Genomic DNA, 19,840 nt, shown 5'->3' with positions numbered 1-19,840 from the left:
ACAGGCCACCACGGAAATCAGGCCATAAAAAAACCCGGCCTGAACATAAGTTCGACCGGGATCACATGTGTCCCCGGCCTGTTTAGCGAGTTGTTTAACGTGGCTGCAAGCCGGCCGGCTCAAATGACCACGGAAGAGATTAAATATTAGTCGCGCGGGGGCCCTTCGTCAAGGCAGGCGGCCGGTTGACGCGAGCTTCCAGCGGCCACGCCGGTCTGAAGGCGCAACGTTTTCTTTGCTTTTGGCGACCGTCTTTCCTAATCAATGCTGCTTGCGCGGCTCCTTGGCCGGCGCTCCCTTAGGGTTTGAAGATGTCTCGAACGCCCCCCGCTCCGCCCTCGCTCGAGGTGCTGCGCAAAGAGATCGACAGCATCGACGAGCAGGTCCACCGCCTGCTGATGGCGCGCGGCGACATCATCGACCGGCTGATCCAGGTCAAGCAGACCCAGGAGGTCGGTTCGGCGTTCCGCCCGGCGCGCGAAGCCGCGATGATGCGGCGCCTGGTCGAGCGCCACCGCGGCATCCTGCCGATCGACACCATCGAGAGCATCTGGCGCGTCATCATCTCGACCTTCACTTACGTGCAGGCGCCGTTTTCGGTGCATGCGGATGTTTCCGTCGGCGAATCCGCGATGCGGGATTCGGCGCGGTTTCATTTCGGCTTCGTCGTGCCCTATGTCTCGCATTTCAGCGCGCAGGCAGCAGTGGAAGCGGTATCCAAATCGAAGGGCGACCTGGCGCTGGTCCCGGCCGATGCGAGCCGCACGCCGTGGTGGATCGCGCTCGAGGCCGATGGCGCCCCCAAGATCATCGCGCGGCTGCCGTTCCTCGAGCGCGCCGACCATCCGGCGGCGCTGCCGGTGTTCGTGGTGTCGCGCGTCGCCGACAGCGCCATGGTCACCGAAGTCGAGACCTGGAGCGTGCGGGTGTCCGGCTGGAGCGCCGAGATCGCGCGTGCGCTGTCGCCACTGGCGGAAATCGTCGCGGTACCGGATACCGCCTTCGACGGCGCGGCGCTGCTGGTGTCGGTCGGCCCCGGCAACCTCGAGAAGATCAAATCGGCCTTGATCGAGGCCGGCGCCTCGGTGCGCTCATCGGCTCTCGTCGGCAGCCATGCAACGCGCTATACGGTGCCCCCGAACGGGGCGGCGAAGCCTTAGAAGCCTCCCCAGATTTTTCCGGAGTCGAAGATGTCCTGCCCCGTGCCGAATCCCGGCATTCTCGAAATTGCGCCCTACACACCCGGCAAGAGCCCGGTGCCGGAGCCGGGCCGCAAGGTGTTCAAGCTGTCGGCCAACGAGACGCCGTTCGGCCCCTCGCCGAAGGCCGTTGAGGCCTACAAGGCGGCCGCCGACCATCTCGAGGACTACCCGGAAGGCACCTCGCGGGTGCTGCGCCAGGCGATCGGCCGCGCCTTCGGGCTCGATCCCGATCGCATCATCTGCGGCGCCGGCTCGGACGAAATCCTCAACCTGCTGGCGCACACCTATCTTTGCCGTGGCGACGAGGCGATCTCCACCGCCCACGGCTTCCTGGTGTATCCGATCGCCACGATGGCCAACGGCGCCATCAACGTCGTCGCGCCCGAGACCGACTTCACCGCCGATGTCGACGCCATCCTGAAACTGGTTTCGCCGCGCACCAAGCTCGTGTGGCTGGCCAACCCGAACAACCCGACCGGGACCTATCTGCCGTTCGACGAGGTCAAGCGGCTGCGCGCCGGCTTGCCGCCGCATGTTGTGCTGGTGCTCGATGCCGCCTATTCCGACTACGTATATCGCAACGACTACGAACTCGGCATCGAACTCGTGGCGACCTCCGACAACACCGTGGTGACCCACACCTTCTCCAAGATCCACGGACTTGCGGCGTTGCGCGTCGGCTGGATGTTCGGGCCCGCCAACATCGTCGATGCGGTCAACCGCATCCGCGGCCCCTTCAACGTCTCGACGCCGGCGATGCTGGCGGCGGTGGCGGCGATCGAGGACACCGCGCACCAGGAGATGTCCAGGGCGCACACCGAGAAATGGCGCAACTGGCTGACGGAGGAAGTGACAAAGCTCGGCCTCAAGGTGACGCCGAGCGTGGCCAATTTCATCCTGATCCACTTCCCGCCCGAGAAGGGCAAGACCTCGGCCGAGGCCGACGTCTATTTGACCAGACGCGGCCTGGTGCTGCGCGGGCTGAACAATTACGGCCTGCCGCACTGCTTGCGCATGACCATCGGCACCGAAGAGGCTAATCGGCTGGTGGCCGAGGGCCTGCGCGACTTCATGGCGGGCAAGTGAGCGCCGCGCCGCACTTCAAGAAGGTCGCGCTGATCGGCTTCGGCCTGATCGGCGGCTCGATCGCGCGCGCCGCGCGCGCGCAGGGGCTCGCAGGCGAAATCGTCACCACGGCGCGCTCGGCCCAAACCCGCGCGCGGGTCGAGGAACTCGGCATCGTCGACCGCGTGGTGGAGACCAATGCGGAAGCGGTGAAAGATGCCGATCTCGTCATCCTCTGCATCCCGGTCGGCGCCTGCGGTCCGGTCGCGCAGGAGATCGCTGGACACTTGAAGCCGGGCGCGATTGTCTCCGACGTCGGCTCGGTCAAGGGGGCGGTGGTCAAGGATATGGCGCCGCATCTGCCAAAGGCTGTGCATTTCGTGCCGGCGCACCCGGTGGCCGGCACCGAGCATTCCGGCCCCGATTCGGGTTTCGCCGAACTCTTCATCAACCGCTGGTGCATCCTGACGCCGCCCGAAGGCACCGATCCGGATGCGGTCGAACGGCTGCGCGCGTTCTGGGCGGCGCTCGGCGCCAGGGTCGAGATCATGACACCGGACCATCACGATCTGGTGCTCGCGATCACCAGTCATCTGCCGCATCTGATCGCCTACACCATCGTCGGCACCGCCGACGAACTCGCGCAAGTGACGTCGTCGGAAGTGATCAAATTCTCCGCCGGCGGTTTTCGCGACTTCACCCGCATCGCGGCCTCCGACCCCGTGATGTGGCGCGACGTGTTCCTCGCCAACAAGGAGGCCGTGCTGGAAATGCTCGGCACCTTTAACGAGGATCTGTCAAAACTCACCCGCGCGATCCGCCGCGGCGACGGCGAGGCGTTGTTCGAGCATTTCACCCGCACCCGCGCCATCCGCCGCGGCATCGTCGAGATCGGCCAGGATTCCGCCGCGCCCGACTTCGGCCGCCCGCACGCGCAATTGGGGAAGACGGATTGAGGAAGCGGTGCTTCGTCGCTTCTGGGCGTAGCCCGGACTCGAGACGAAATCGTCGTCCCCCGCGAAGGCGGGGGATCCAGTATTCCACCTGCGCCAGCGATAGAACCGAAAGGCCACGGCGTACTGGATCATCCGCCTTCGGATGATGACAGCAGGAGCTGTGCTACGGATTCAATTTTCAAACAGCTGACGGCAACGTTCGCTCCCCTCCCCCCGCGAAGCGGCGGGGAGGGGTCGGGGGTGGGGGGTCTATCAGTTTGCTCCTCTGGCAGCGAGTTTGCCGAGACAGCCCCCACCCCCGACCCCTCCCCGCCACGCGCAAGGGCGCGTGGAGGGAGGGGAGATCACCGCGCACAACTTCGCGATCTCGCCGCGTGTTTCGCGCGAGTTTTGCCAGGTTCGTTCCGCCCTCCTCATCAGGGCGCAGGGAATGCCGGGCGCCCGATGCGCCCGATAGCCGCGTGTGCGATGGTAGAAAGCAAAGAGCACACGCGTTAGTCAGGTCACACCGGAATCACCCGGCATTCCCCGCGCAATGGTTTTACGGCTTATGTCGTACTCTCCCCGGCGATCGGGCTTTTTTGTCACCGTCATCCCCAAGAAGCTTGCTTCTCAAGAACTTGACGCCAGCGTCGAGGCGTCAGGACCACACGATTTTGCCGTCCGCATCCGGCGCTGTTCGTCAAAAGCGCGTCCACCGCATCCCGCCCCGCGTCCGTGACGATCGCGAAACGCCCCTCTCGTGGGACGGGACGGCGTACATATGGACTGATTTGCGTTTTCGGAAAATCAGAATATTTTTTCAAAAGGGGCTGGACAGAGGGGTCGATAATCGCCCAGGTGATTTGCCCGTCGGGTGAAAGCTAGGGCCCGTACCGATAAATCGAGCTTGATTGCGACTCGATGTCGATATGCGCCGATAGCGGACCAAAGTCCGCATCGCGGCGAAACGACGCTAAGTGTGCCGCTTCCGGACTCATCGACAGTGCAAACTAAACAGTTTTCGAATCGACCATTCCGAAACGCGCGCGACGTATTTTTGGAGTCAGGGTGCCTGGAAAGGTCAACATACGTTACCCACCAAAGATACAACCTGCCGTTTTGCCGCCATTTTTGAAAAGCTGAGTGTTGCTCTTTTGGCACGGAATTTCGGGCCTTTAGCGCCTACAACTATAACGCGTTTGAGAGTCGCTTACCGGATCAGATTGGCAGACTTGGAGAACATACGATGAAGAAGTTTTTGCTGGGTACGGTTGGTTTGGCTGCATTGAGCATCGTCACACCCGCATCGGCGGCTGATCTTGCCGCCCGCCCTTACACCAAAGCACCTCCGCCGATGGTTGCCCCCATCTATGATTGGAGCGGCTTCTACATCGGCGCTAACGCCGGGGGTGGTTTTAGCAATCGGTGCCTCGACGTCACTGCGACTGGCGCCTTCGGCGTCGCTGGCGCTGAAGGTTGCCGCAATGCTAGCGGTGCCATCGCTGGTGGCCAGATTGGTTATCGTTGGCAGACAGCATCCTGGGTGTTCGGATTGGAGGCTCAGGGGGACTGGGCCAATCTCCGAAACTCGAACGCCAGCCTGTTTTTCCCGGGAGATACGTGGACCTCCAAAACCAATGCATTGGGTCTTTTCACGGGTCAGGTCGGCTATGCCTGGAACAACGCTCTCTGGTACGTGAAGGGCGGCGCCGCAGTCGCCAACCAGCGGTTGGATCTTTTTAATGCATTTGGCATTGGCCTGGCTCAGGCAGAACGGACCCGTTGGGGTGGGACGGTCGGAACGGGCTTTGAGTACGGCTTCGCACCGAATTGGTCGGTCGGCGTTGAATACGACTTTCTTTTCAGGACGAACAATAGCAACACGTTCCTGACACCGGCGCTCGCGCCTGCCATCACCTCCATCACGGCCAACACCAGGTCGGATATCAATATGATCACGGCGCGCGTCAACTATCGCTTCAACTGGGGTAGCGCGCCGATCGTATCGAAATACTGATCTCGACTATTTTCGATATCTCCAGCAAACTAGGCCGGCAGAAATGCCGGCCTTTTTTGCGAGCCAATATCTCAGAAAAATTTGGGAAGTTGCCGACCGGGCCACGATCGCGGCGACACTACGGGCCGCTGCAGGTTGATGATCCGGCTATGGGTGTGATTCAAGCGCTCAAACCGGAGTCTCGAATTATGCGCTACGAACGCAACGATTTTGAATGGACCGCCATCAAACCGATGCTGCCGATCAAGCCACGTGGCGTTCGGCGTGCAAACGACCGTCGCGTGCGACGGCGGCTAAAACAGCGGCGGCACCTGCCCGACCTTCAGCGGCCCCAGAAATACCGTGCCGTCGACGAAGCGCAGCGGAAAGGTCCGCGCCTTCTTGCCTTCCAGTTCGGCTTCCTTGCCGAGCGCATTGATCCCGGCGGCGACGCCGGCGCCGGCGTTCTGCTTGACCGCCTTGCCGAGGCCGGGAATCGCGCGGTCCAGCGCGCCGAACAGGCTGTTGAGGTCCTTGGTCTTGACGCCGGGTGCGACGCGGTCGAGCGTCGCTTGCGGTACGCCGTCGTCCAGCATCTTCTCGATGCCGAGCGCCGGGATCACCTTCTCGATGCCGGCCACCGTCATCTGCAATTCGCCGTCGAGACGGCCATTGGCGCTCAGCCCGAGCGTGCCGGCGGCGACCGCGACCAGATCGCCCTGCGCAATGCGAGACTGCACGATCTCGACATGGCCGCCCGCCGCCTGCAGCTCGCGAAACCGCTCCGGCCAGGGTTTTGGCGAGAAATCCTTCAGGCCGGTCAGCAGCGTCCGCACATCGGCATCGAACGGCTGCGCGAGCAGCGGATGGATCTCCTGCACGCTGCCGCCTTCGATCCGAAACACGGTCTCGATGACGGGATGATCGGCTGACGAGCTTTCCGCAAACCGGCCGTGCAGTTCGACATGCCTGGCCTGCGCCAGAGGCGTCTGCGTCGATCCGCTGATGCGCTCGATTTTGGGATCGTCGAACACGATGGAGGCGCGCTGCGGGACGGCCGGCAATCCGACCACGCTGGAGCGGGCCGTGCGCCAGTTCACCGACATCGAATTCTGCCCGCCGGAATCGGAGATCGTGGCGGGGGCGGTGAATTCGGCGATCAGCAATTTCGGATCATAGATCTGCGCCACGACCAGGATCTCGCCGAGCTTCGCCGTGATCGGCGCTTGCGGCGCGGCGGCCTGGCCGGCGGTCTGCGAGACGAGCGCGACGCTGGCGCCGTCGCAGCGGACTTCAAGACGGAACGGGAAACCCGCCACCGATCGCCTGGCGCAATCATAGACCCGGCCGGCCTTCGCCTCCTGCGCCCGCCAGGCATCGGCTTTCACGTCGACCTGTGAGGCCGCATAGAACCAGAATGCGCTCCACGCCGCGGCGGCGATCACGAGCAGGACGGGCATGAAGAAAAGGCGCCAAAGCGGGCGCCGGCGCGGCGCGAGGGTCAAATCGGACATGCGGCGACCTTTGGCCAGTGATTTTGTCAATTAAGCGGTCGCGCCGGCCCTAATCAAGTTACCGCATTTTCATCCGCTGGGGAATTCTGATAGGTCGTGGGCCGATGCAAGCGAAAATCCAGTCCGAAGCGGAATTGTCCAAAGGCGACCTGTGGGTGTTCGGCTATGGTTCGCTGATGTGGCGGCCGGGCTTTCCGTTCCTCGAGCAGGTTCCGGCGCGGTTGATCGGCGAGCATCGCGCGCTTTGCGTCTACTCCTTCGTGCATCGGGGAACACCGGAAAAGCCCGGCCTCGTGCTCGGGCTGGACCGCGGCGGCGCCTGCCGCGGCGTCGCGTTCCGGGTCGCGGAGAAGCATCACGCCGACACGGTCGCCTATTTGCGCGCGCGCGAGCAGGTCACCTCCGTCTATCGCGAGGTGATGCGGTCGGTGTGGCTGGAGAACGAGCCGCGGCAGCGCGTCAGCGCGCTGGCTTACGTGGTCGACCGCGGCCATGTCCAGTATGCCGGACGGCTGTCATTGGCGGAACAGCTGCGTCACGTGCAGCAGGGGCACGGTCAATCCGGCGCAAATCGCGACTATGTCATCTCGACGGTGAAGGCGATCGAGGCGGAAGGCTTTCGCGATGCGCCACTGCACCAGCTCGCCTTGATGCTGCATGACGACAGGCCGCTACATCAGCCTCCCCCGGAAGCGTAGGCGATCACCGACAACTTCTCCTTCTCCCCGCCCGCGGGGTCGAGACGAGCGAAGCTCGCTCTCAGAAGGTCGGGATGAGGGGCTGTCTCGGCAAGCTCGACTCGCTGAGAGTCCCCCTCACCCGCCCGACTTCGCTGCGCTTCGCCGGGCGACCTCTCCCCGCAAGCGGGGCGAGGTGATCGAACTCGCGCCAGATATAATTCAGCTCAAAGCCATCGTGCTCTAGGGATTGACTGACGCCGAACCCGGCACGCGGCCGAACAACTGCGCCTGCTCGCGGCGCGCGACCTCGACCAACCGGCCGGTCGCCTCCTCGATGACAGTCGAGACCCGCGCGATGAATTCGCGGCGCGACAGGCCGGGCGGCAGCGGATCGAGGAACTCGACCACCAGCGTGCCGGGATAGCGCATGAAGGTCCGGCGCGGCCAGAACAGCCCCGAATTGAGCGCCACCGGCAGACAGCTCACGCCGCAATCGACATAGATCTGGGCGATGCCGGTCTTGTATTGCGGCGGCGCCCCGACCGGGGTCCGCGTGCCCTCGGGGAAGATGATCAGCTGGCGGCCGTGCCGTACGGCGGCGCCGGCGCGGCGCGCCATTTCCAGCAGCGCGCGGCCGCCGGCGCTGCGGTCGATCCCGATCATTTTCGACTTCATCAGGTACCAGCCGAACAGCGGAATCCACAGCAGTTCGCGCTTCAGGATGAACAGCGGCTGGTCGAAGAACTGCAGCAGCGCGAAGGTCTCCCACATCGACTGATGTTTCGATGCGACGATCAGCGGCCCTTTCGGAATCTTCTCGAGGCCGCGATACTCCACCTTGACCTTGCAGACCACGCGCAACAGCCAGATGCTGCTGCGCGCCCAGTTACGGGCGACAGCCACGATGGCCCAGCGCGGCATCGCATAGGTCGGTATAGCGACGATCATCCAGCAAATCAGCATCGCATAGAACAGCACGTTGTAGACGAGCGAGCGCAGGAAGATCAAAACCATCGCATACCCAAATCAGTTGGCTTGCGCCGTCGCCGGGCTGGGCGCCGGCGATCCCTCCGGATGGTCGGCAAGCTCGGGCGTCAGATCGAGACCGGCATCGGCCAGGCGCACCCGCAGCTCGGCGGCGACGTATTTGACATACTCCGATAGCAGGAGCCGCACCGTCGCGCCACGCGTCCACCACGGTTCGTCGCGCCATTTCTCGCCCACCACCGCGAACGGAATAAGCCTGACATCGGGCATCGCATGCGACAATTCGACGATCGCCCGCGGCATGTGATAGTTCGATGTCACCACGATCAGCGACCTGAAGCCGCGCTCATGCGCCCAGCGCCGCGTCTCGGCCGCATTGCTGCGGGTGTTGATAGCGGAGCGGTCGAGATCGACGCAGCAGGTCAAAAGCTGCTGGTTGTCGGGCAGCGAACGGGAGATATCGCTGGCGGCGTTGGTCGGATGCACGCCCGAGATCAACAGCCGCTTGCCGTAGCCGCCGGCCAGCAATTCCATCGCGTCCGAGACGCGTGAAGAGCCGCCGGTCAGCACTACGATGCCGTCGGCACGGCTGGCCGGCGCAACCTCGACGCCGCGCAATTTGGCGAGAAACCCGACAAAACCGACCGTGACGCCGACGAACACGACCGCCATCCCCGCCAGGACGACGCCGCGCAGCCATCCCCGCGACGCGGCGCGTGGCGGTTTCGTCGCTTGGTCGTCGGGCTGCAAGCTCATACGATGCCAGTGATCCCTTCCCGGCTCAAGTCTAGAGCGTTTTGTGACGAAGTGGAGTCCGGTTTGACTTGGTAACCGCTCGCATCAGTCGATTTCGTTCAGCGTGGCGAACAGCGTGCGCCGCGACGCCCAGGCCGTGATCGCGGCGATCAGCACCGCCTGCGCCGCCAGCGCCAGATAGCCCGACGGACGCAGCGAAAACGTTCCCAGCAATGCGGCGAACTGGTCGCCGACCGGCGTTCCCGAAAACCAGCCGGCGATCGATTCGGAGAAGCCGAAGGCGAGCATCGCGATGCCGCCGCCGATCACGCCGCCTTCCAGGCCGAGCCGCAGGAAATGCCGCAGGAACCTGTTGGCGATGTAGCGATCCCCGGCGCCGACGAAGTGCAGGACTTCGACGATGGGACGATTGGCCGCCATCGCGCCGCGGGTGGCGAACGAGACCGAGATGACGGTCGCCATGATCACGAGCGCAAGGATGCCGATGCCGGCGAACAAGGTCGCGCCGGTCATCGACCGCATCCGCTCGATCCAGGCGCGGTGATCGTCGACGCTGGCCGTCGGCGCCACCAGCGTCACTGCCCTGCGCAGCGCCGCCAGATCGAGCGTGGTTCCGGGCTGAACGCGCGCGACGATGACGCGCGGCACCGGCAGGTCGTCGAGCGAAAGGCCGGTGCCGAGCCATGGCTCCAGGAGCTTGGCGGATTCTTCCTTGGTAAACGGCCTGACCTCGACAATGCCGGACTGGTTGCGCACCGCCTGCGTCGCCGCCGCCGCATCGCGGTCGAGATCGCGCGAGGCTGCGGGTCGAACCTGGATGGTGATTTCGCTTGCGACTTCCGACTGCCACTCCGACGCCGAAGCGCTCACCAGCAGCACCGTGCCCGTGGTGATCGATGCGAGGAACGTCATGATGGCGACGACCGCGACCAGCGCGCGGCCGGCGATCGAGGCGCGCGGCACGATCGGCGACAAATTGCGGGCTCGCGCCGGGAGCTGCGGACGTTCCTGTCCGAGGTCCACCAAAGGCGAATGCTGGTCGGGTCTACTCATAGATATGCAACCGTCCCTGATGCAGCACCAGCCGCCGCGCGTCATACTGGTCCATCAGCGTGATGTCATGGGTCGCGATGATCACCGCGGTGCCCGACTTGTTCAGCTCGATGAACAGCCGCAACAATCGCCGCCCCAGCGTCGGATCGACATTGCCGGTCGGCTCGTCCGCGAGCAATAGCTGCGGCCGCGAAATCACCGCGCGCGCGATCGCCGCGCGCTGCTTCTCGCCGCCGGACAGGATCGGCGGCAGCGCATCCATGCGCTCGCCGAGGCCGACCCACCTCAGGAGATCGATGACTTCCTTGCGATAGCTCGATTCCTCGCGGCCCATCACCCGGAACGGCAGCGCCACGTTCTCATAGGTAGTCATGTGATCGAGCAGGCGAAAGTCCTGCAGGACGATACCGATACGCGTGCGCAGGTCGGCGACCTCATCCTTGCCGAGCAACGAAATGTCGTAGCCGAACAGGTTGACGAGGCCGCGGGTCGGCCGCAGCGACAGGAACAGCAGCTTCAGGAGCGAGGTCTTGCCGGCGCCGGACGGGCCGGTGAGAAACTGGAAGGAATGGGCGGGGATCTGGAAACTGAGGTCGCGCAAAATCTCCGGGCCAAGCCCGTAACGCAATCCGACATTTTCGAACCGAACCAAGCTCAGCTCCGTTCGATGTGGGGCGCGGCCGGAACCGGCAAACCGCGGGCCCGGGGCTCATTAGCGTCGCTTGCGCGGCGAACCAAACAAAGTGGTTGTGCTTTGGTTATGGTTTCCGGTTCGTTAACGCTCGGCTTGTAGCGTTCTGCCAGCATATCATTGTGGACATTGGCTCGATGTACATCGTTTGCCCTCATTGTACGACCTCCTATGCCATTGATCCGGCTGCGTTAGGCGTGGCCGGCCGCAATGTGCGTTGTTCCCGGTGCAGGGAAGTCTGGCTGGCGCGCCCGGAGGATGCGGTCGAGAATCTGGCGCCGGCGCGCGCGATGGCGTCAGCCGGCCAGGCATCCAGCGAGGCCGACGCTGCCGCGGAATGGGAAGCGATGGCCGCCGAGGATGACAGCCTGGAGGCCCCGGTCGTCGACAGCCCCTCGATTTCGGCCGACTGGCCGGACGGCGACGGTTCGCCGCCGAGCGCCGATTCCGACTGGGCGGCGGCGGCGCAAGATGATGCCGGGGACGGCGGAGCCGCGCGGCGGAACGGATCCTGGTTCCGCTATCTCCTGAGGCGGCCTGCCCTGCTTCGCGCATCGGGCAAGCCCTTCGTCGGCCTGCCGACGGCCTGTGCCGCGATGGGCGCGCTGGTGCTGGCATTGATGATCTGGCGGGTCGATGTGGTGCGGCTGCTGCCGCAGACCGCCACGTTCTACAAGATGGTCGGGTTCGAGGTAAATCTGCGCGGCCTGATGTTCAAGGACGTGAAGATCAGCACCGAAACCGTCGAAGGCAAGCGGGTGCTAGTGATCGAGGGCGTGATCACGGGCGAAGCCCGCAAGCCGGTCGAACTGCCGCGGCTGCGCTTCAGCGTCCGCGACGCGCAGGGCGCGGAGATCTATGCCTGGAATACCGTGCTGGAACAGACGGTGCTGAGGCCGGGCGAACGCGCCTCGTTCAAGTCGCGGCTGGCCTCGCCGCCCCCGGAAGGGCGCAATATCGACATACGCTTCTTCAACAGACGGGATATGGCCAGCGGCAGCGCATAAACGCCGCCGCCTGGTTTCGCTTTCGAAAGTGGGATGCGCCATGCCGCGCGTGTTGATCGCCGACGACGAAGATTCCATGCGCACCCTGGTGGCGCGCGCCATCGCCATGGACGGCCACGAGACCGTCACCGCGGAAGACGGCGCCGAAGCGCTGGAGATTCTCGTCCGTGAGGCCGGTGCCTTCGATCTGTTGCTCACCGATATCCAGATGCCCGTCATGGACGGCATTGCGCTGGCGCTGACGGCAGCGCGCGACTTTCCGGAGCTGACGATATTATTGATGACCGGCTTTGCCGATCAGCGCGAACGCGCCCACGGCCTCAACGCGATCGTCCACGACGTGGTGACAAAACCGTTTTCGGTGGCCGACATCCGCACCGCCGTGGCCGAGGCGCTAGGGGCGCGGAAGGGGTAATAGTTCGGGATTGCGCTTCGCTCCATCGGGGCTACTAGCCTCAATTCGTCATTGCGAGGAGCGAAGCGACGAAGCAATCCACAGCGCCCATGCGGTTGCATGGATTGCTTCGCTTCGCTCGCAATGACGGCGAAACTAATAATCCTTCAGCAGCCGCTCGAGATAGTCGAGCTCGATCTGCGGGCGGGCCGGATCGGCGAGGCGGCGGCGCAGTTCTTCCAGGATCCGGCGCGCCCGCTGGACGTCGATTTCGCCGGGGATCTTGACCGTGAAATCGTCGCCGAATTCGCGTCCATGCAGCGGCCGCCCGAGGGGATCGGTCTGATTGCCGCCGCTCTGCTGCCGGCCGGCGCGGTTGCCCGGACCTTCGCCCTGCCCCTCGCCTTCGCCCTGCTGCATCGCCTCTGCCATGCTCTGGGCGCCCTTGCGCAGCGCTTCCAGCGCCTTGCCCTGCGAGTCCACCGCGGCATCGGCGTTGCCCTCGCCCAGCCTGGAGCCGGCGTCGCCCATGGCGCTGTCGGCCTGGCCGAGCCCATCCTCGCCGTCGCCGTCCTCACCCTGTTCGCCCGACTGGCCCTGGCCTGGCTGACCCTGCTGGCCCTGTTCGCCACGCTGGCCTTTCTCGCCCTTCTGGCCCTGACCCATGCCGCGCTTGGCGAGTTCCTGCTGCAATTTCTTCAGCCGGTCGCGCAGGCCTTCCTGGTCCTGCTGCAGGTCGCCCATGCTCTGGTCGCCCTGCTTGCCGCGCGACCGGTCGCGCCGCGAATCCTGGCCCTGCTTGAAGGTCTTGTCGCGCAATTGCTGCTGCTTGCGGATCATGTCGCCGAGTTCGTTCAGCGCCTGCTCCATGTCGCTGTCGCCGGACTGGCCGGGCTGCGCCATCTGCAGATTTTCCAGCATCTGCTGCAGCTGTTCGAGCAGTTCCTTGGCGCCTTCCTTGTCGCCGGAGCGCGACAGCCGCTCCATGCGCTCGATCATGTTGTTGAGGTCCTGCTGGCGCATCACCCTGGTGTTGGGATCGAGCGGCCGGGCCAGCGCCTGCGGATTGTTGCGCAGCTGTTCGGCGAGCTGGCGCATGAAATTGTCCAGCGCCGCGCGCAAATTCTCGGTCAGCTTCTTGATCTCTTCGTCGCTGGCGCCGCGCTCCAGCGCCTGCTTGAGCGCGTCCTGGGCGGCGCGCAGCGCCTTGTCGACGTCGGTGATGTCACCGTCCTCGATGGTGACGGCGAGCGCCCACAGGCTCGCGACCACCTCGCGCAGCGAATCGTCGGTGCGGGCGGCCTCGAGCTGCCGAGCGACGCTGTAGAGCCCGAGATACTGCCCGGCCTCGGGCGTGAATATTTCCGGCGCGATCATCAGCGCGTCGAGCGCCGCATAGACCTTGTCGTTCTGATTGGCATCGAGCGCCAGGATGCGGCGCTGCTCGATCAGCGCGCGCGCCAGGGGCTTTGTAAATAGCCGCTCCGGCAGCCGCATGTTGAAGGGCTCGCTCTTGCCCTCATTGCCGGCCTCGTCCTTGGCCGTCAGCGTCAGCGTCACGTCGGCGCCGGCATAAGGGTCCTCGCTGAGGTCCTTGACCGTCTGGCCGACGCCGTTGCGCGTCCGCGCATTGGGAAGCACCAGCGGAAATTGCGGCGGATCGAACAGCGGCCGCGGCGCGGCCGAGGCATTCTCGGGAGTGCCTTTCCCGGAAGTGCCTTTCTCGGGAGCGCCTTTCGCCGTCTCGCTTGGGCGGGCGACAAAATGCGCCTGCGCTTCGGTGACGCCGTAATCGTCCTCTATCTTGTAGGACATCTGCAGCGAGCCGCGGGCCTGACGTTCCGGATCCTTGGCGAGCACGATGGTCGGGGCGCGATCGGGAATCGCAGTGAACTTCCATTGCGGCTGACCGGAGGGTGCGCGGACATGGACCGTGCCGTCGCCGGCGATGGTGAAATGCCGCTCATTGGTGCCTTTGGGCGCTTCCTGGGTCGGCTGGGCTTCGGTCACGCCGCCGCCGGCGAGCACATCGAGCGTGCCGCCGCTGGAGCGAATGATCAGCGTGGAGCCTGCCGGTACCGGCAACGGTCCGGCGGCGGGAATGGCGGCTTCCTTGTTGGCGGCCGACAGGATGACCGGCGGCTTGGCGGTATAGAGCGGCGGCGTCACCCAGGCGTCGACGCGGATATTGGCCGGCGACAGCACGCCATTCCAGTCGAACGCCGCCACGGTGCGCATGCTGCGCTCGTCGCCGGCGGCGACATAGGCGGCGACCAGCATTACCGCGACCAGCGCGCGCAATGCCCAGGGATCATGGATCGCCAGCCGCGGCGACGGCAGGCCGGCGCGGATGCGCTTGATCGATGCCAGCGTGCGCTCGCGCTGCGCCTGCCATAACGCCTGCGCGACCGGATCCTTGATCGCCAGCGTATCGGTCAGCGCGGTCGCCGGGCGGTGGCGGATACCCGAGCCGCGGTCGAGCCGGCTCAGGCCCTCTTCGCGGCTGGGCCAGCGGAACCTGACAAGGGGGAACACGGCGCCAAGCGCGGCCAGCACGAACAGGCCGAGGCCGACGGCACGCGCCACAAACGGCAGTGCCAGCCACAATCCGGCCCAGGACACCGCTAGAAACAGCCCGACAACAGTCAAAAGCCGCGCCAGATGGGGCCAGCTGCGCTCCCAGGCGATCGCATATCTGGCCCGCTGCAGTGCCTGCGCGAGCTTGAGCCGCGAAACGGCGTCCGCCGTAGGGCCTGGCTGTGAAGGGTCGGGGGTAGCGCCGCTCAATCATCTCTCCGGGTTGCCGACACAGGAGCCTAGCACAACGGCGGCCGTGAGGCACCCGTACTTGAACGGTAACCCACCCGGAAATACGCATAACACGAAGGCGTGACTGCGCCGCCGCGACCCCGTAACGTCGGCCCCGAACCATCCGGGAAACGCCGAGGACCATTATGGACAAGAAAACGCACGACAAGGGACTGGAAATTCGCAAGGCGGTGCTGGGCGAGGCCTATGTCAACAACGCCCTGAAGAGCGTCGACAGCTTTAACCAGCCGTTCCAGGAACTGCTCAACGAATATTGTTGGGGCACGGTCTGGGGCCGCGAGGAGCTGCCGCGCAAGACCCGCAGCATGCTCAATATCGCCATGATCTCCATCCTCAACCGGCCGCACGAATTACGCGCGCACCTCAAGGGCGCGCTGACCAACGGCGTCACGAGAGAGGAGATTCGGGAAATTCTGATGCAGGTCGCGATCTATGGCGGGATGCCCGCGGCCGTCGACAGTTTCCGAATCGCACGCGAAGTGTTTGCCGAATTGGACAAGGGCTGAGGGCCAACCGGACCCGTGAAGCGGATTCGATCGTCGTCCCGGCCTCGAGCCGGGACTATTACTCGGCGGCCCGTATTGTTAGAAAAGAAAGAATAGCTCGCGAAACAATTACCGCCGGTGGTTATGGGTTCCCGCATTCGCGGGAGCGACAGCCGCTCACAGCCAGGGCGCGGTCCTGTCCATTGCAATCAGTTCCTCGACCTCAATGCGCGGGCGCACCACGGCGTATTGGTCGTCCTTGACCAGCACTTCCGGCACCAGGGGCCGGGTGTTGTAGGTGCCGGACTGCACCGCGCCGTAGGCGCCGGCGGTCATGATCGCCAGCAGGTCGCCGGCCCTGGGCTCGGGCAGCTTGCGGTCGAGCGCGAGGTAATCGCCGGTTTCGCAGACCGGCCCGACCACGTCGGCCGTGATAATGCGCGCGTCCCCGACCGTTTGCCGGACCGGCAGGATGTCGTGATGCGCCTCGTACAGTGTGGGGCGAATCAGATCGTTCATCGCGGCATCGATGATGACGAAGTTCTTGGCGTCGCCGGGCTTCAGATAGATCACGCGGGTGACGAGGATGCCGGCATTGCCGACGATCATCCGCCCCGGCTCGAACATCAGCGTGCAGCCGAGATTGTGGGTGACACGCTTGACCATGGCGGCGTAGGCATCCGGCGCCGGCGGCGCTTCGCGATCCATGTAATAGGGAATGCCGAGGCCGCCGCCGAAATCGATATGCGAGATAGTGTGGCCGTCGGCGCGCAGCGTCTGCACGAAATCCGACAGGATGCGGAACGCGGTTTCCATCCGGCTCAGATCGGTGATCTGGCTGCCGATATGCATATCGGTACCGGTGACCTCGATCCCCGGCAGCTTGGCGGCATGGGCATAGACGGCGCGGGCGCGCGCCAGCGGAACGCCGAACTTGTTCTCGGATTTGCCGGTGGCGATCTTGGCGTGGGTGCCGGCATCGACGTCAGGATTGACGCGCACCGAGATCCGCGCGGTCCTGCCGGTCTCGACGGCCAGCCGCGACAGCAATTCGAGTTCGGGCTCGGATTCGACATTGATACACAGGATGCCGGCAGCGAGCGCCGCGCGCAGCTCGGCTTCGGTCTTGCCGACGCCCGAAAACAGGATCTTCTGCGGCGGAATGCCGGCGGCCAGCGCCCGCTTCAGCTCGCCGCCCGACACCACGTCGGCGCCGGCGCCGAGTTTTGCCAGCGTGCGCAGCACCGACTGGTTGGAGTTCGCCTTCATCGCGTAGCACACCACCGCCTTCTCGCCGGCGAAGGCGTCGCTGAACACCCGGTAATGGCGCTCGAGCGTCGCGGTCGAATAACAATAAAAGGGCGTGCCGACCGCATCCGCCAGATCGATAAGATTCACCGCCTCGGCGTGCAGCACGCCGTTGCGATAGTCGAAATGGTTCATGGCTAGTGTTCCAGTTCTAACATTCGCATCCCCTTGCAGCGAGCACTTTTGCGAATGTTAGAACCCAAGGGAACACTAGCAAAATATAATTCTGGTGCGGCCCTGGATTTGACATTCGCTAGAAGGACTCGCGGAAAGACCGTAGCGAATGTCAAATCCACCGCACCAGCTCAGTGACTGTCGAGGAGCGGATCGAGAATGAAGGGTTTCTTGGCGCCTTTAGTGGCGGCCGGCGGCGCATCGCTTCCGTAATACGGATTGTACACGCTGGGCGCGCTCGCGGCCGGCTCGTGGTCGGCATCGGCTTGCGCCGCCGCGGCCGCCTGCGGCGGGGTGTTCGGCGGCAGGTCGAGCCCGCCCTTGCGTCCACAGCCGCCGAGCGCGAGCACGGCCGCGCTCAACAGGATGATGGCCCATCCCTGGCGTGTCGGGCGGTAATTACGATTCACGACAAAATCCCCAATGCGGCCGCACCATACAAAGATTGCCCTGCTCTGGCGAGAGGAGGACCATCATGAAATTGCAGCGAAATTAAATTGCAGCGAAATTCCTGTCCTCAGCCCAATTTCCGCTCTTTTTCGAGCCGCTTGAGCCAGGTTTTTGCCTGCGCCAATACGTTCTTCGGCGCGGTTCCGCCATAGCTGCTGCGGCTTTTCACCGATGCTTCCACCGAAAGGGTACCCAACGCCTCTTTCGTAATCCTGGGCTCGATGGCCTGCATGTCTTTCAGGGGCAGAAGGTGCAGCGGCACCTCGGCTTTCGACGCCGCAGCCACGATGCGGCCGGTGACGTGGTGGGCGTCGCGGAACGGCATTTTCAGCGTCCGCACCAGCCAGTCGGCAAGATCGGTGGCGGTGGCGTAGCCCTCGCCGGCGGCGGCCTTCATCCGCGCCTCGTCCGGCACGATGTCCATGACCATTCCGGTCATCGCGCGAACGGCAAGCGACAGTGCGGCGAAAGCTTCCATCGCGCCCTGCTTGTCCTCCTGCATATCCTTTTGATAGGCGAGCGGGAGGCCCTTCATCACGATCAGCAGGGCGGTGAGCGCGCCGATCACCCGGCCCGTCTTGGCGCGCACCAATTCGGCGGCGTCGGGGTTGCGCTTCTGCGGCATGATCGAGGAGCCGGTGGTGAACTTGTCGCTCAATCGCACCAGGCCGACCAGCGGCGAGGTCCAGATCACGATTTCCTCGGCGAAGCGCGACAAATGCACCGCCGCGATCGAGGCGGCCGACAGCGTTTCGAGCACGAAGTCGCGATCCGACACCGCGTCGAGCGAATTGGCCATCGGCCGGTCGAAGCCGAGCGCCTTCGCCGTTGCGGCGCGATCGATCGGGAACGAGGTCCCGGCCAGCGCCGCTGCGCCCAGCGGCGATTCGTTGAGACGTTTGCGGGCGTCGGCGAAGCGGCCGCGGTCGCGCGCCGCCATTTCGACATAGGCCAGCAGGTGATGCCCAAAGGTCACCGGCTGCGCGGTCTGCAGATGGGTAAAGCCCGGCATGACGGTCGAGGCATGTTCCAGCGCCCGCTGCACCAGCGCGTGCTGGAAGGCGGCCAGCGCCGCGTCGGTGTCGTCGATCGTGTCGCGGACATAGAGCCGGAAATCGGTCGCGACCTGGTCGTTGCGCGAGCGCGCGGTGTGCAGCCGTCCCGCGGCGGGGCCGATCAGCTCGCCGAGCCTGCTCTCGACATTCATGTGAATGTCCTCGAGCGCGCGCTTGAAATCGAACGATCCCTTGCCGATTTCTGACAAAATCGTGTCTAGACCGGATTTGATATTTTTCGCATCGTTTGCCGTGATAATGCCTTGCGCGGCGAGCATCGCGGCGTGGGCCTTGGACGCGGCGATGTCCTGGGCATACAGGTGACGATCGACGTCGATGGAGACGTTGATTTCCTCCATGATCGCGTCGGGGCGCTCGGTGAACCGGCCGCCCCACATCTTGTTGCTCATGATCTGCTACTCATGAAAATTGACTTCCCAGGACTTCCATTGATCGCCGCGCCGAACGCTTGAAACCGGCCGTTGCACAGGCTCTGCATAGCCGTATCTGATACAGGATGACAAACGATATGCCCGAACTGCCCCCGTCCCGCCCCGCCGCCACGCGCCGGATTCCCATTGCCATCGCGGCGGTCCTGATCGGGGCGGTGATCGGATTTGCCGGGGTATACGGGATCGGCGGGTTGCGGCGCAACGCAACGGGCGATGCCGCCTGCCGCGGGGCGGTCGACCTCGCCCACCGAATCGCGCCGCTGGCGCATGGCGAAGTGGCGGCGCTGACCGTGGCGACGACGCCGCTGCGTCTGCCGGACCTCGCCTTCGAGGATGCCGACGGCAAGCCCAAAAAGCTCTCCGACTGGCGCGGACGCACGGTGCTGGTGAACCTGTGGGCCACCTGGTGCGTGCCCTGCCGCAAGGAAATGCCCGCCCTGGACGGCCTGCAAACCCGGCTGGGAGGTGAAAATTTCGAGGTGGTCGCCATCAACATCGATACCCGCGACTCCGAAAAGCCGAAGAATTTCCTGAGGGATGCCCATCTGACCCGGCTAGGCTATTTCAGCGACGAAAAGGCCAAGGTTTTTCAAGACCTTAAGGCTGTCGGACGGGCGCTGGGGATGCCCACCTCGGTGCTGGTCGACGCCCAGGGCTGCGAGATCGCCACCATCGCGGGGCCGGCGGATTGGGACAGCGACGACGCCATCAAGCTGATCAAGGCGGCCATGAACCCGGTCGCCGCCGGGCTTTAGGGCATGATCCCGAAAAGTGGATACCGGTTTTTCGGAAAAGATCATGCCC

Annotated in this window: 18 protein-coding genes and 1 riboswitch; of the genes, 9 read left to right on the top strand and 9 right to left on the bottom strand. The window is 64.6% G+C overall.

All coding sequences use genetic code 11. The annotated features are described in order from the left end of the window. Window positions 1–61 precede the first annotated feature (61 nt). Window positions 62–141: riboswitch (SAM riboswitch) on the bottom strand. A gap of 170 nt (window positions 142–311) precedes the next feature. The 4 genes from B5525_RS16030 to B5525_RS16015 all read left to right on the top strand — a co-directional run bounded on the left by B5525_RS16030 (window position 312) and on the right by B5525_RS16015 (window position 5,222). Further along, a complete protein-coding gene (locus tag B5525_RS16030; RefSeq protein ID WP_079566869.1) occupies window positions 312–1,160 on the top strand; it encodes a chorismate mutase in 849 nt (282 codons plus the stop codon). A gap of 30 nt (window positions 1,161–1,190) precedes the next feature. Continuing rightward, window positions 1,191–2,288, top strand: coding sequence for a histidinol-phosphate transaminase (hisC, locus tag B5525_RS16025; RefSeq protein WP_079566868.1), 1,098 nt, complete (start codon window positions 1,191–1,193; stop codon window positions 2,286–2,288). Continuing rightward, window positions 2,285–3,223 (top strand): prephenate/arogenate dehydrogenase family protein, encoded by a 939-nt coding sequence (locus B5525_RS16020; RefSeq protein WP_079566867.1) that lies wholly within the window; start codon window positions 2,285–2,287, stop codon window positions 3,221–3,223. The genes hisC and B5525_RS16020 overlap by 4 nt, the downstream gene beginning before the upstream one ends. 1,228 nt (window positions 3,224–4,451) lie before the next feature. Then, window positions 4,452–5,222 (top strand): outer membrane protein, encoded by a 771-nt coding sequence (locus B5525_RS16015; RefSeq protein WP_079566866.1) that lies wholly within the window; start codon window positions 4,452–4,454, stop codon window positions 5,220–5,222. Between the two features lie 293 nt (window positions 5,223–5,515). Here B5525_RS16015 and B5525_RS16010 read toward each other — a convergent pair whose 3' ends face one another. After that, window positions 5,516–6,715, bottom strand: a complete 1,200-nt coding sequence (locus B5525_RS16010; protein WP_079566865.1) for a DUF2125 domain-containing protein — start codon at window positions 6,713–6,715, stop codon at window positions 5,516–5,518. A 104-nt stretch (window positions 6,716–6,819) separates the two neighbouring features. On the opposite strand from B5525_RS16010, the gene B5525_RS16005 reads away from it, so the two are divergent. Continuing rightward, window positions 6,820–7,413, top strand: a complete 594-nt coding sequence (locus tag B5525_RS16005) for a gamma-glutamylcyclotransferase (protein ID WP_079566864.1) — start codon at window positions 6,820–6,822, stop codon at window positions 7,411–7,413. A gap of 222 nt (window positions 7,414–7,635) precedes the next feature. Here B5525_RS16005 and B5525_RS16000 read toward each other — a convergent pair whose 3' ends face one another. The 4 genes from B5525_RS16000 to ftsE form a co-directional block, all read right to left on the bottom strand. Then, window positions 7,636–8,409: a lysophospholipid acyltransferase family protein gene (locus B5525_RS16000; protein WP_079566863.1), complete on the bottom strand. Its 774-nt coding sequence runs from the start codon at window positions 8,407–8,409 to the stop codon at window positions 7,636–7,638. Window positions 8,410–8,421: 12 nt separating this feature from the next. Continuing rightward, window positions 8,422–9,138 carry a YdcF family protein gene (locus B5525_RS15995; protein WP_079566862.1) on the bottom strand — a complete coding sequence of 239 codons (717 nt, stop codon included), beginning with the start codon at window positions 9,136–9,138 and terminating at the stop codon, window positions 8,422–8,424. Window positions 9,139–9,222: 84 nt separating this feature from the next. Beyond that, window positions 9,223–10,191, bottom strand: coding sequence for a cell division protein FtsX (locus tag B5525_RS15990; protein WP_079566861.1), 969 nt, complete (start codon window positions 10,189–10,191; stop codon window positions 9,223–9,225). Then, a complete protein-coding gene (gene ftsE, locus B5525_RS15985; RefSeq protein ID WP_079566860.1) occupies window positions 10,184–10,843 on the bottom strand; it encodes a cell division ATP-binding protein FtsE in 660 nt (219 codons plus the stop codon). Before ftsE ends, B5525_RS15990 begins: the two co-directional genes overlap by 8 nt. A gap of 176 nt (window positions 10,844–11,019) precedes the next feature. Here ftsE and B5525_RS15980 point away from each other — a divergent pair, with 176 nt between their 5' ends. Both B5525_RS15980 and B5525_RS15975 read left to right on the top strand, forming a co-directional pair. Continuing rightward, complete coding sequence (locus B5525_RS15980) at window positions 11,020–11,889, top strand: MJ0042-type zinc finger domain-containing protein (protein ID WP_079566859.1); 870 nt, start codon at window positions 11,020–11,022, stop codon at window positions 11,887–11,889. A gap of 40 nt (window positions 11,890–11,929) precedes the next feature. After that, window positions 11,930–12,304 carry a response regulator gene (locus B5525_RS15975; protein WP_079566858.1) on the top strand — a complete coding sequence of 125 codons (375 nt, stop codon included), beginning with the start codon at window positions 11,930–11,932 and terminating at the stop codon, window positions 12,302–12,304. A gap of 135 nt (window positions 12,305–12,439) precedes the next feature. Here the strand turns inward: B5525_RS15975 and B5525_RS15970 are convergent, their stop codons facing one another. Further along, the gene (locus B5525_RS15970) at window positions 12,440–15,070 is read right to left on the bottom strand and encodes a TIGR02302 family protein (RefSeq protein WP_079566857.1); all 2,631 of its coding nucleotides are present in this window, start codon (window positions 15,068–15,070) and stop codon (window positions 12,440–12,442) included. A gap of 167 nt (window positions 15,071–15,237) precedes the next feature. On the opposite strand from B5525_RS15970, the gene B5525_RS15965 reads away from it, so the two are divergent. Next, window positions 15,238–15,618 carry a carboxymuconolactone decarboxylase family protein gene (locus tag B5525_RS15965; RefSeq protein ID WP_079566856.1) on the top strand — a complete coding sequence of 127 codons (381 nt, stop codon included), beginning with the start codon at window positions 15,238–15,240 and terminating at the stop codon, window positions 15,616–15,618. Between the two features lie 156 nt (window positions 15,619–15,774). On the opposite strand, the gene lysA is transcribed toward B5525_RS15965, so the two are convergent. The 3 genes from lysA to argH all read right to left on the bottom strand — a co-directional run bounded on the left by lysA (window position 15,775) and on the right by argH (window position 18,994). Next, on the bottom strand, window positions 15,775–17,040 hold the full coding sequence (gene lysA, locus B5525_RS15960) for a diaminopimelate decarboxylase (RefSeq protein ID WP_079566855.1): 1,266 nt from the start codon (window positions 17,038–17,040) through the stop codon (window positions 15,775–15,777). A 170-nt stretch (window positions 17,041–17,210) separates the two neighbouring features. After that, window positions 17,211–17,489 carry an LPS translocon maturation chaperone LptM gene (gene lptM, locus B5525_RS15955; protein ID WP_154073259.1) on the bottom strand — a complete coding sequence of 93 codons (279 nt, stop codon included), beginning with the start codon at window positions 17,487–17,489 and terminating at the stop codon, window positions 17,211–17,213. A 107-nt stretch (window positions 17,490–17,596) separates the two neighbouring features. After that, window positions 17,597–18,994: an argininosuccinate lyase gene (gene argH, locus B5525_RS15950; protein ID WP_079566853.1), complete on the bottom strand. Its 1,398-nt coding sequence runs from the start codon at window positions 18,992–18,994 to the stop codon at window positions 17,597–17,599. 107 nt (window positions 18,995–19,101) lie between these two features. Between argH and tlpA the strand changes: the two genes are divergently transcribed. Beyond that, window positions 19,102–19,791, top strand: a complete 690-nt coding sequence (gene tlpA / locus B5525_RS15945) for a thiol:disulfide interchange protein TlpA (protein WP_079566852.1) — start codon at window positions 19,102–19,104, stop codon at window positions 19,789–19,791. Window positions 19,792–19,840 lie beyond the last annotated feature (49 nt).

Source organism: Bradyrhizobium erythrophlei (assembly GCF_900129505.1).
GTDB classification, from domain to species: Bacteria; Pseudomonadota; Alphaproteobacteria; order Rhizobiales; family Xanthobacteraceae; genus Bradyrhizobium; species Bradyrhizobium erythrophlei_D.
Note: the sequence above shows the minus strand (reverse complement) of the source record. Positions and strands in the feature narration are given on the sequence as shown.

Coding starts and splice junctions, on each gene's coding strand:
- B5525_RS16030 (WP_079566869.1), top strand. CDS start 312: ATGTCTCGAACGCCCCCCGCTCCGCCCTCGCTCGAGGTGCTGCGCAAA.
- hisC (WP_079566868.1), top strand. CDS start 1,191: ATGTCCTGCCCCGTGCCGAATCCCGGCATTCTCGAAATTGCGCCCTAC.
- B5525_RS16015 (WP_079566866.1), top strand. CDS start 4,452: ATGAAGAAGTTTTTGCTGGGTACGGTTGGTTTGGCTGCATTGAGCATC.
- B5525_RS16010 (WP_079566865.1), bottom strand. CDS start 6,715: ATGTCCGATTTGACCCTCGCGCCGCGCCGGCGCCCGCTTTGGCGCCTT.
- B5525_RS16005 (WP_079566864.1), top strand. CDS start 6,820: ATGCAAGCGAAAATCCAGTCCGAAGCGGAATTGTCCAAAGGCGACCTG.
- B5525_RS16000 (WP_079566863.1), bottom strand. CDS start 8,409: ATGGTTTTGATCTTCCTGCGCTCGCTCGTCTACAACGTGCTGTTCTAT.
- B5525_RS15995 (WP_079566862.1), bottom strand. CDS start 9,138: ATGAGCTTGCAGCCCGACGACCAAGCGACGAAACCGCCACGCGCCGCG.
- B5525_RS15990 (WP_079566861.1), bottom strand. CDS start 10,191: ATGAGTAGACCCGACCAGCATTCGCCTTTGGTGGACCTCGGACAGGAA.
- B5525_RS15980 (WP_079566859.1), top strand. CDS start 11,020: ATGTACATCGTTTGCCCTCATTGTACGACCTCCTATGCCATTGATCCG.
- B5525_RS15975 (WP_079566858.1), top strand. CDS start 11,930: ATGCCGCGCGTGTTGATCGCCGACGACGAAGATTCCATGCGCACCCTG.
- B5525_RS15965 (WP_079566856.1), top strand. CDS start 15,238: ATGGACAAGAAAACGCACGACAAGGGACTGGAAATTCGCAAGGCGGTG.
- lysA (WP_079566855.1), bottom strand. CDS start 17,040: ATGAACCATTTCGACTATCGCAACGGCGTGCTGCACGCCGAGGCGGTG.
- argH (WP_079566853.1), bottom strand. CDS start 18,994: ATGAGCAACAAGATGTGGGGCGGCCGGTTCACCGAGCGCCCCGACGCG.
- tlpA (WP_079566852.1), top strand. CDS start 19,102: ATGACAAACGATATGCCCGAACTGCCCCCGTCCCGCCCCGCCGCCACG.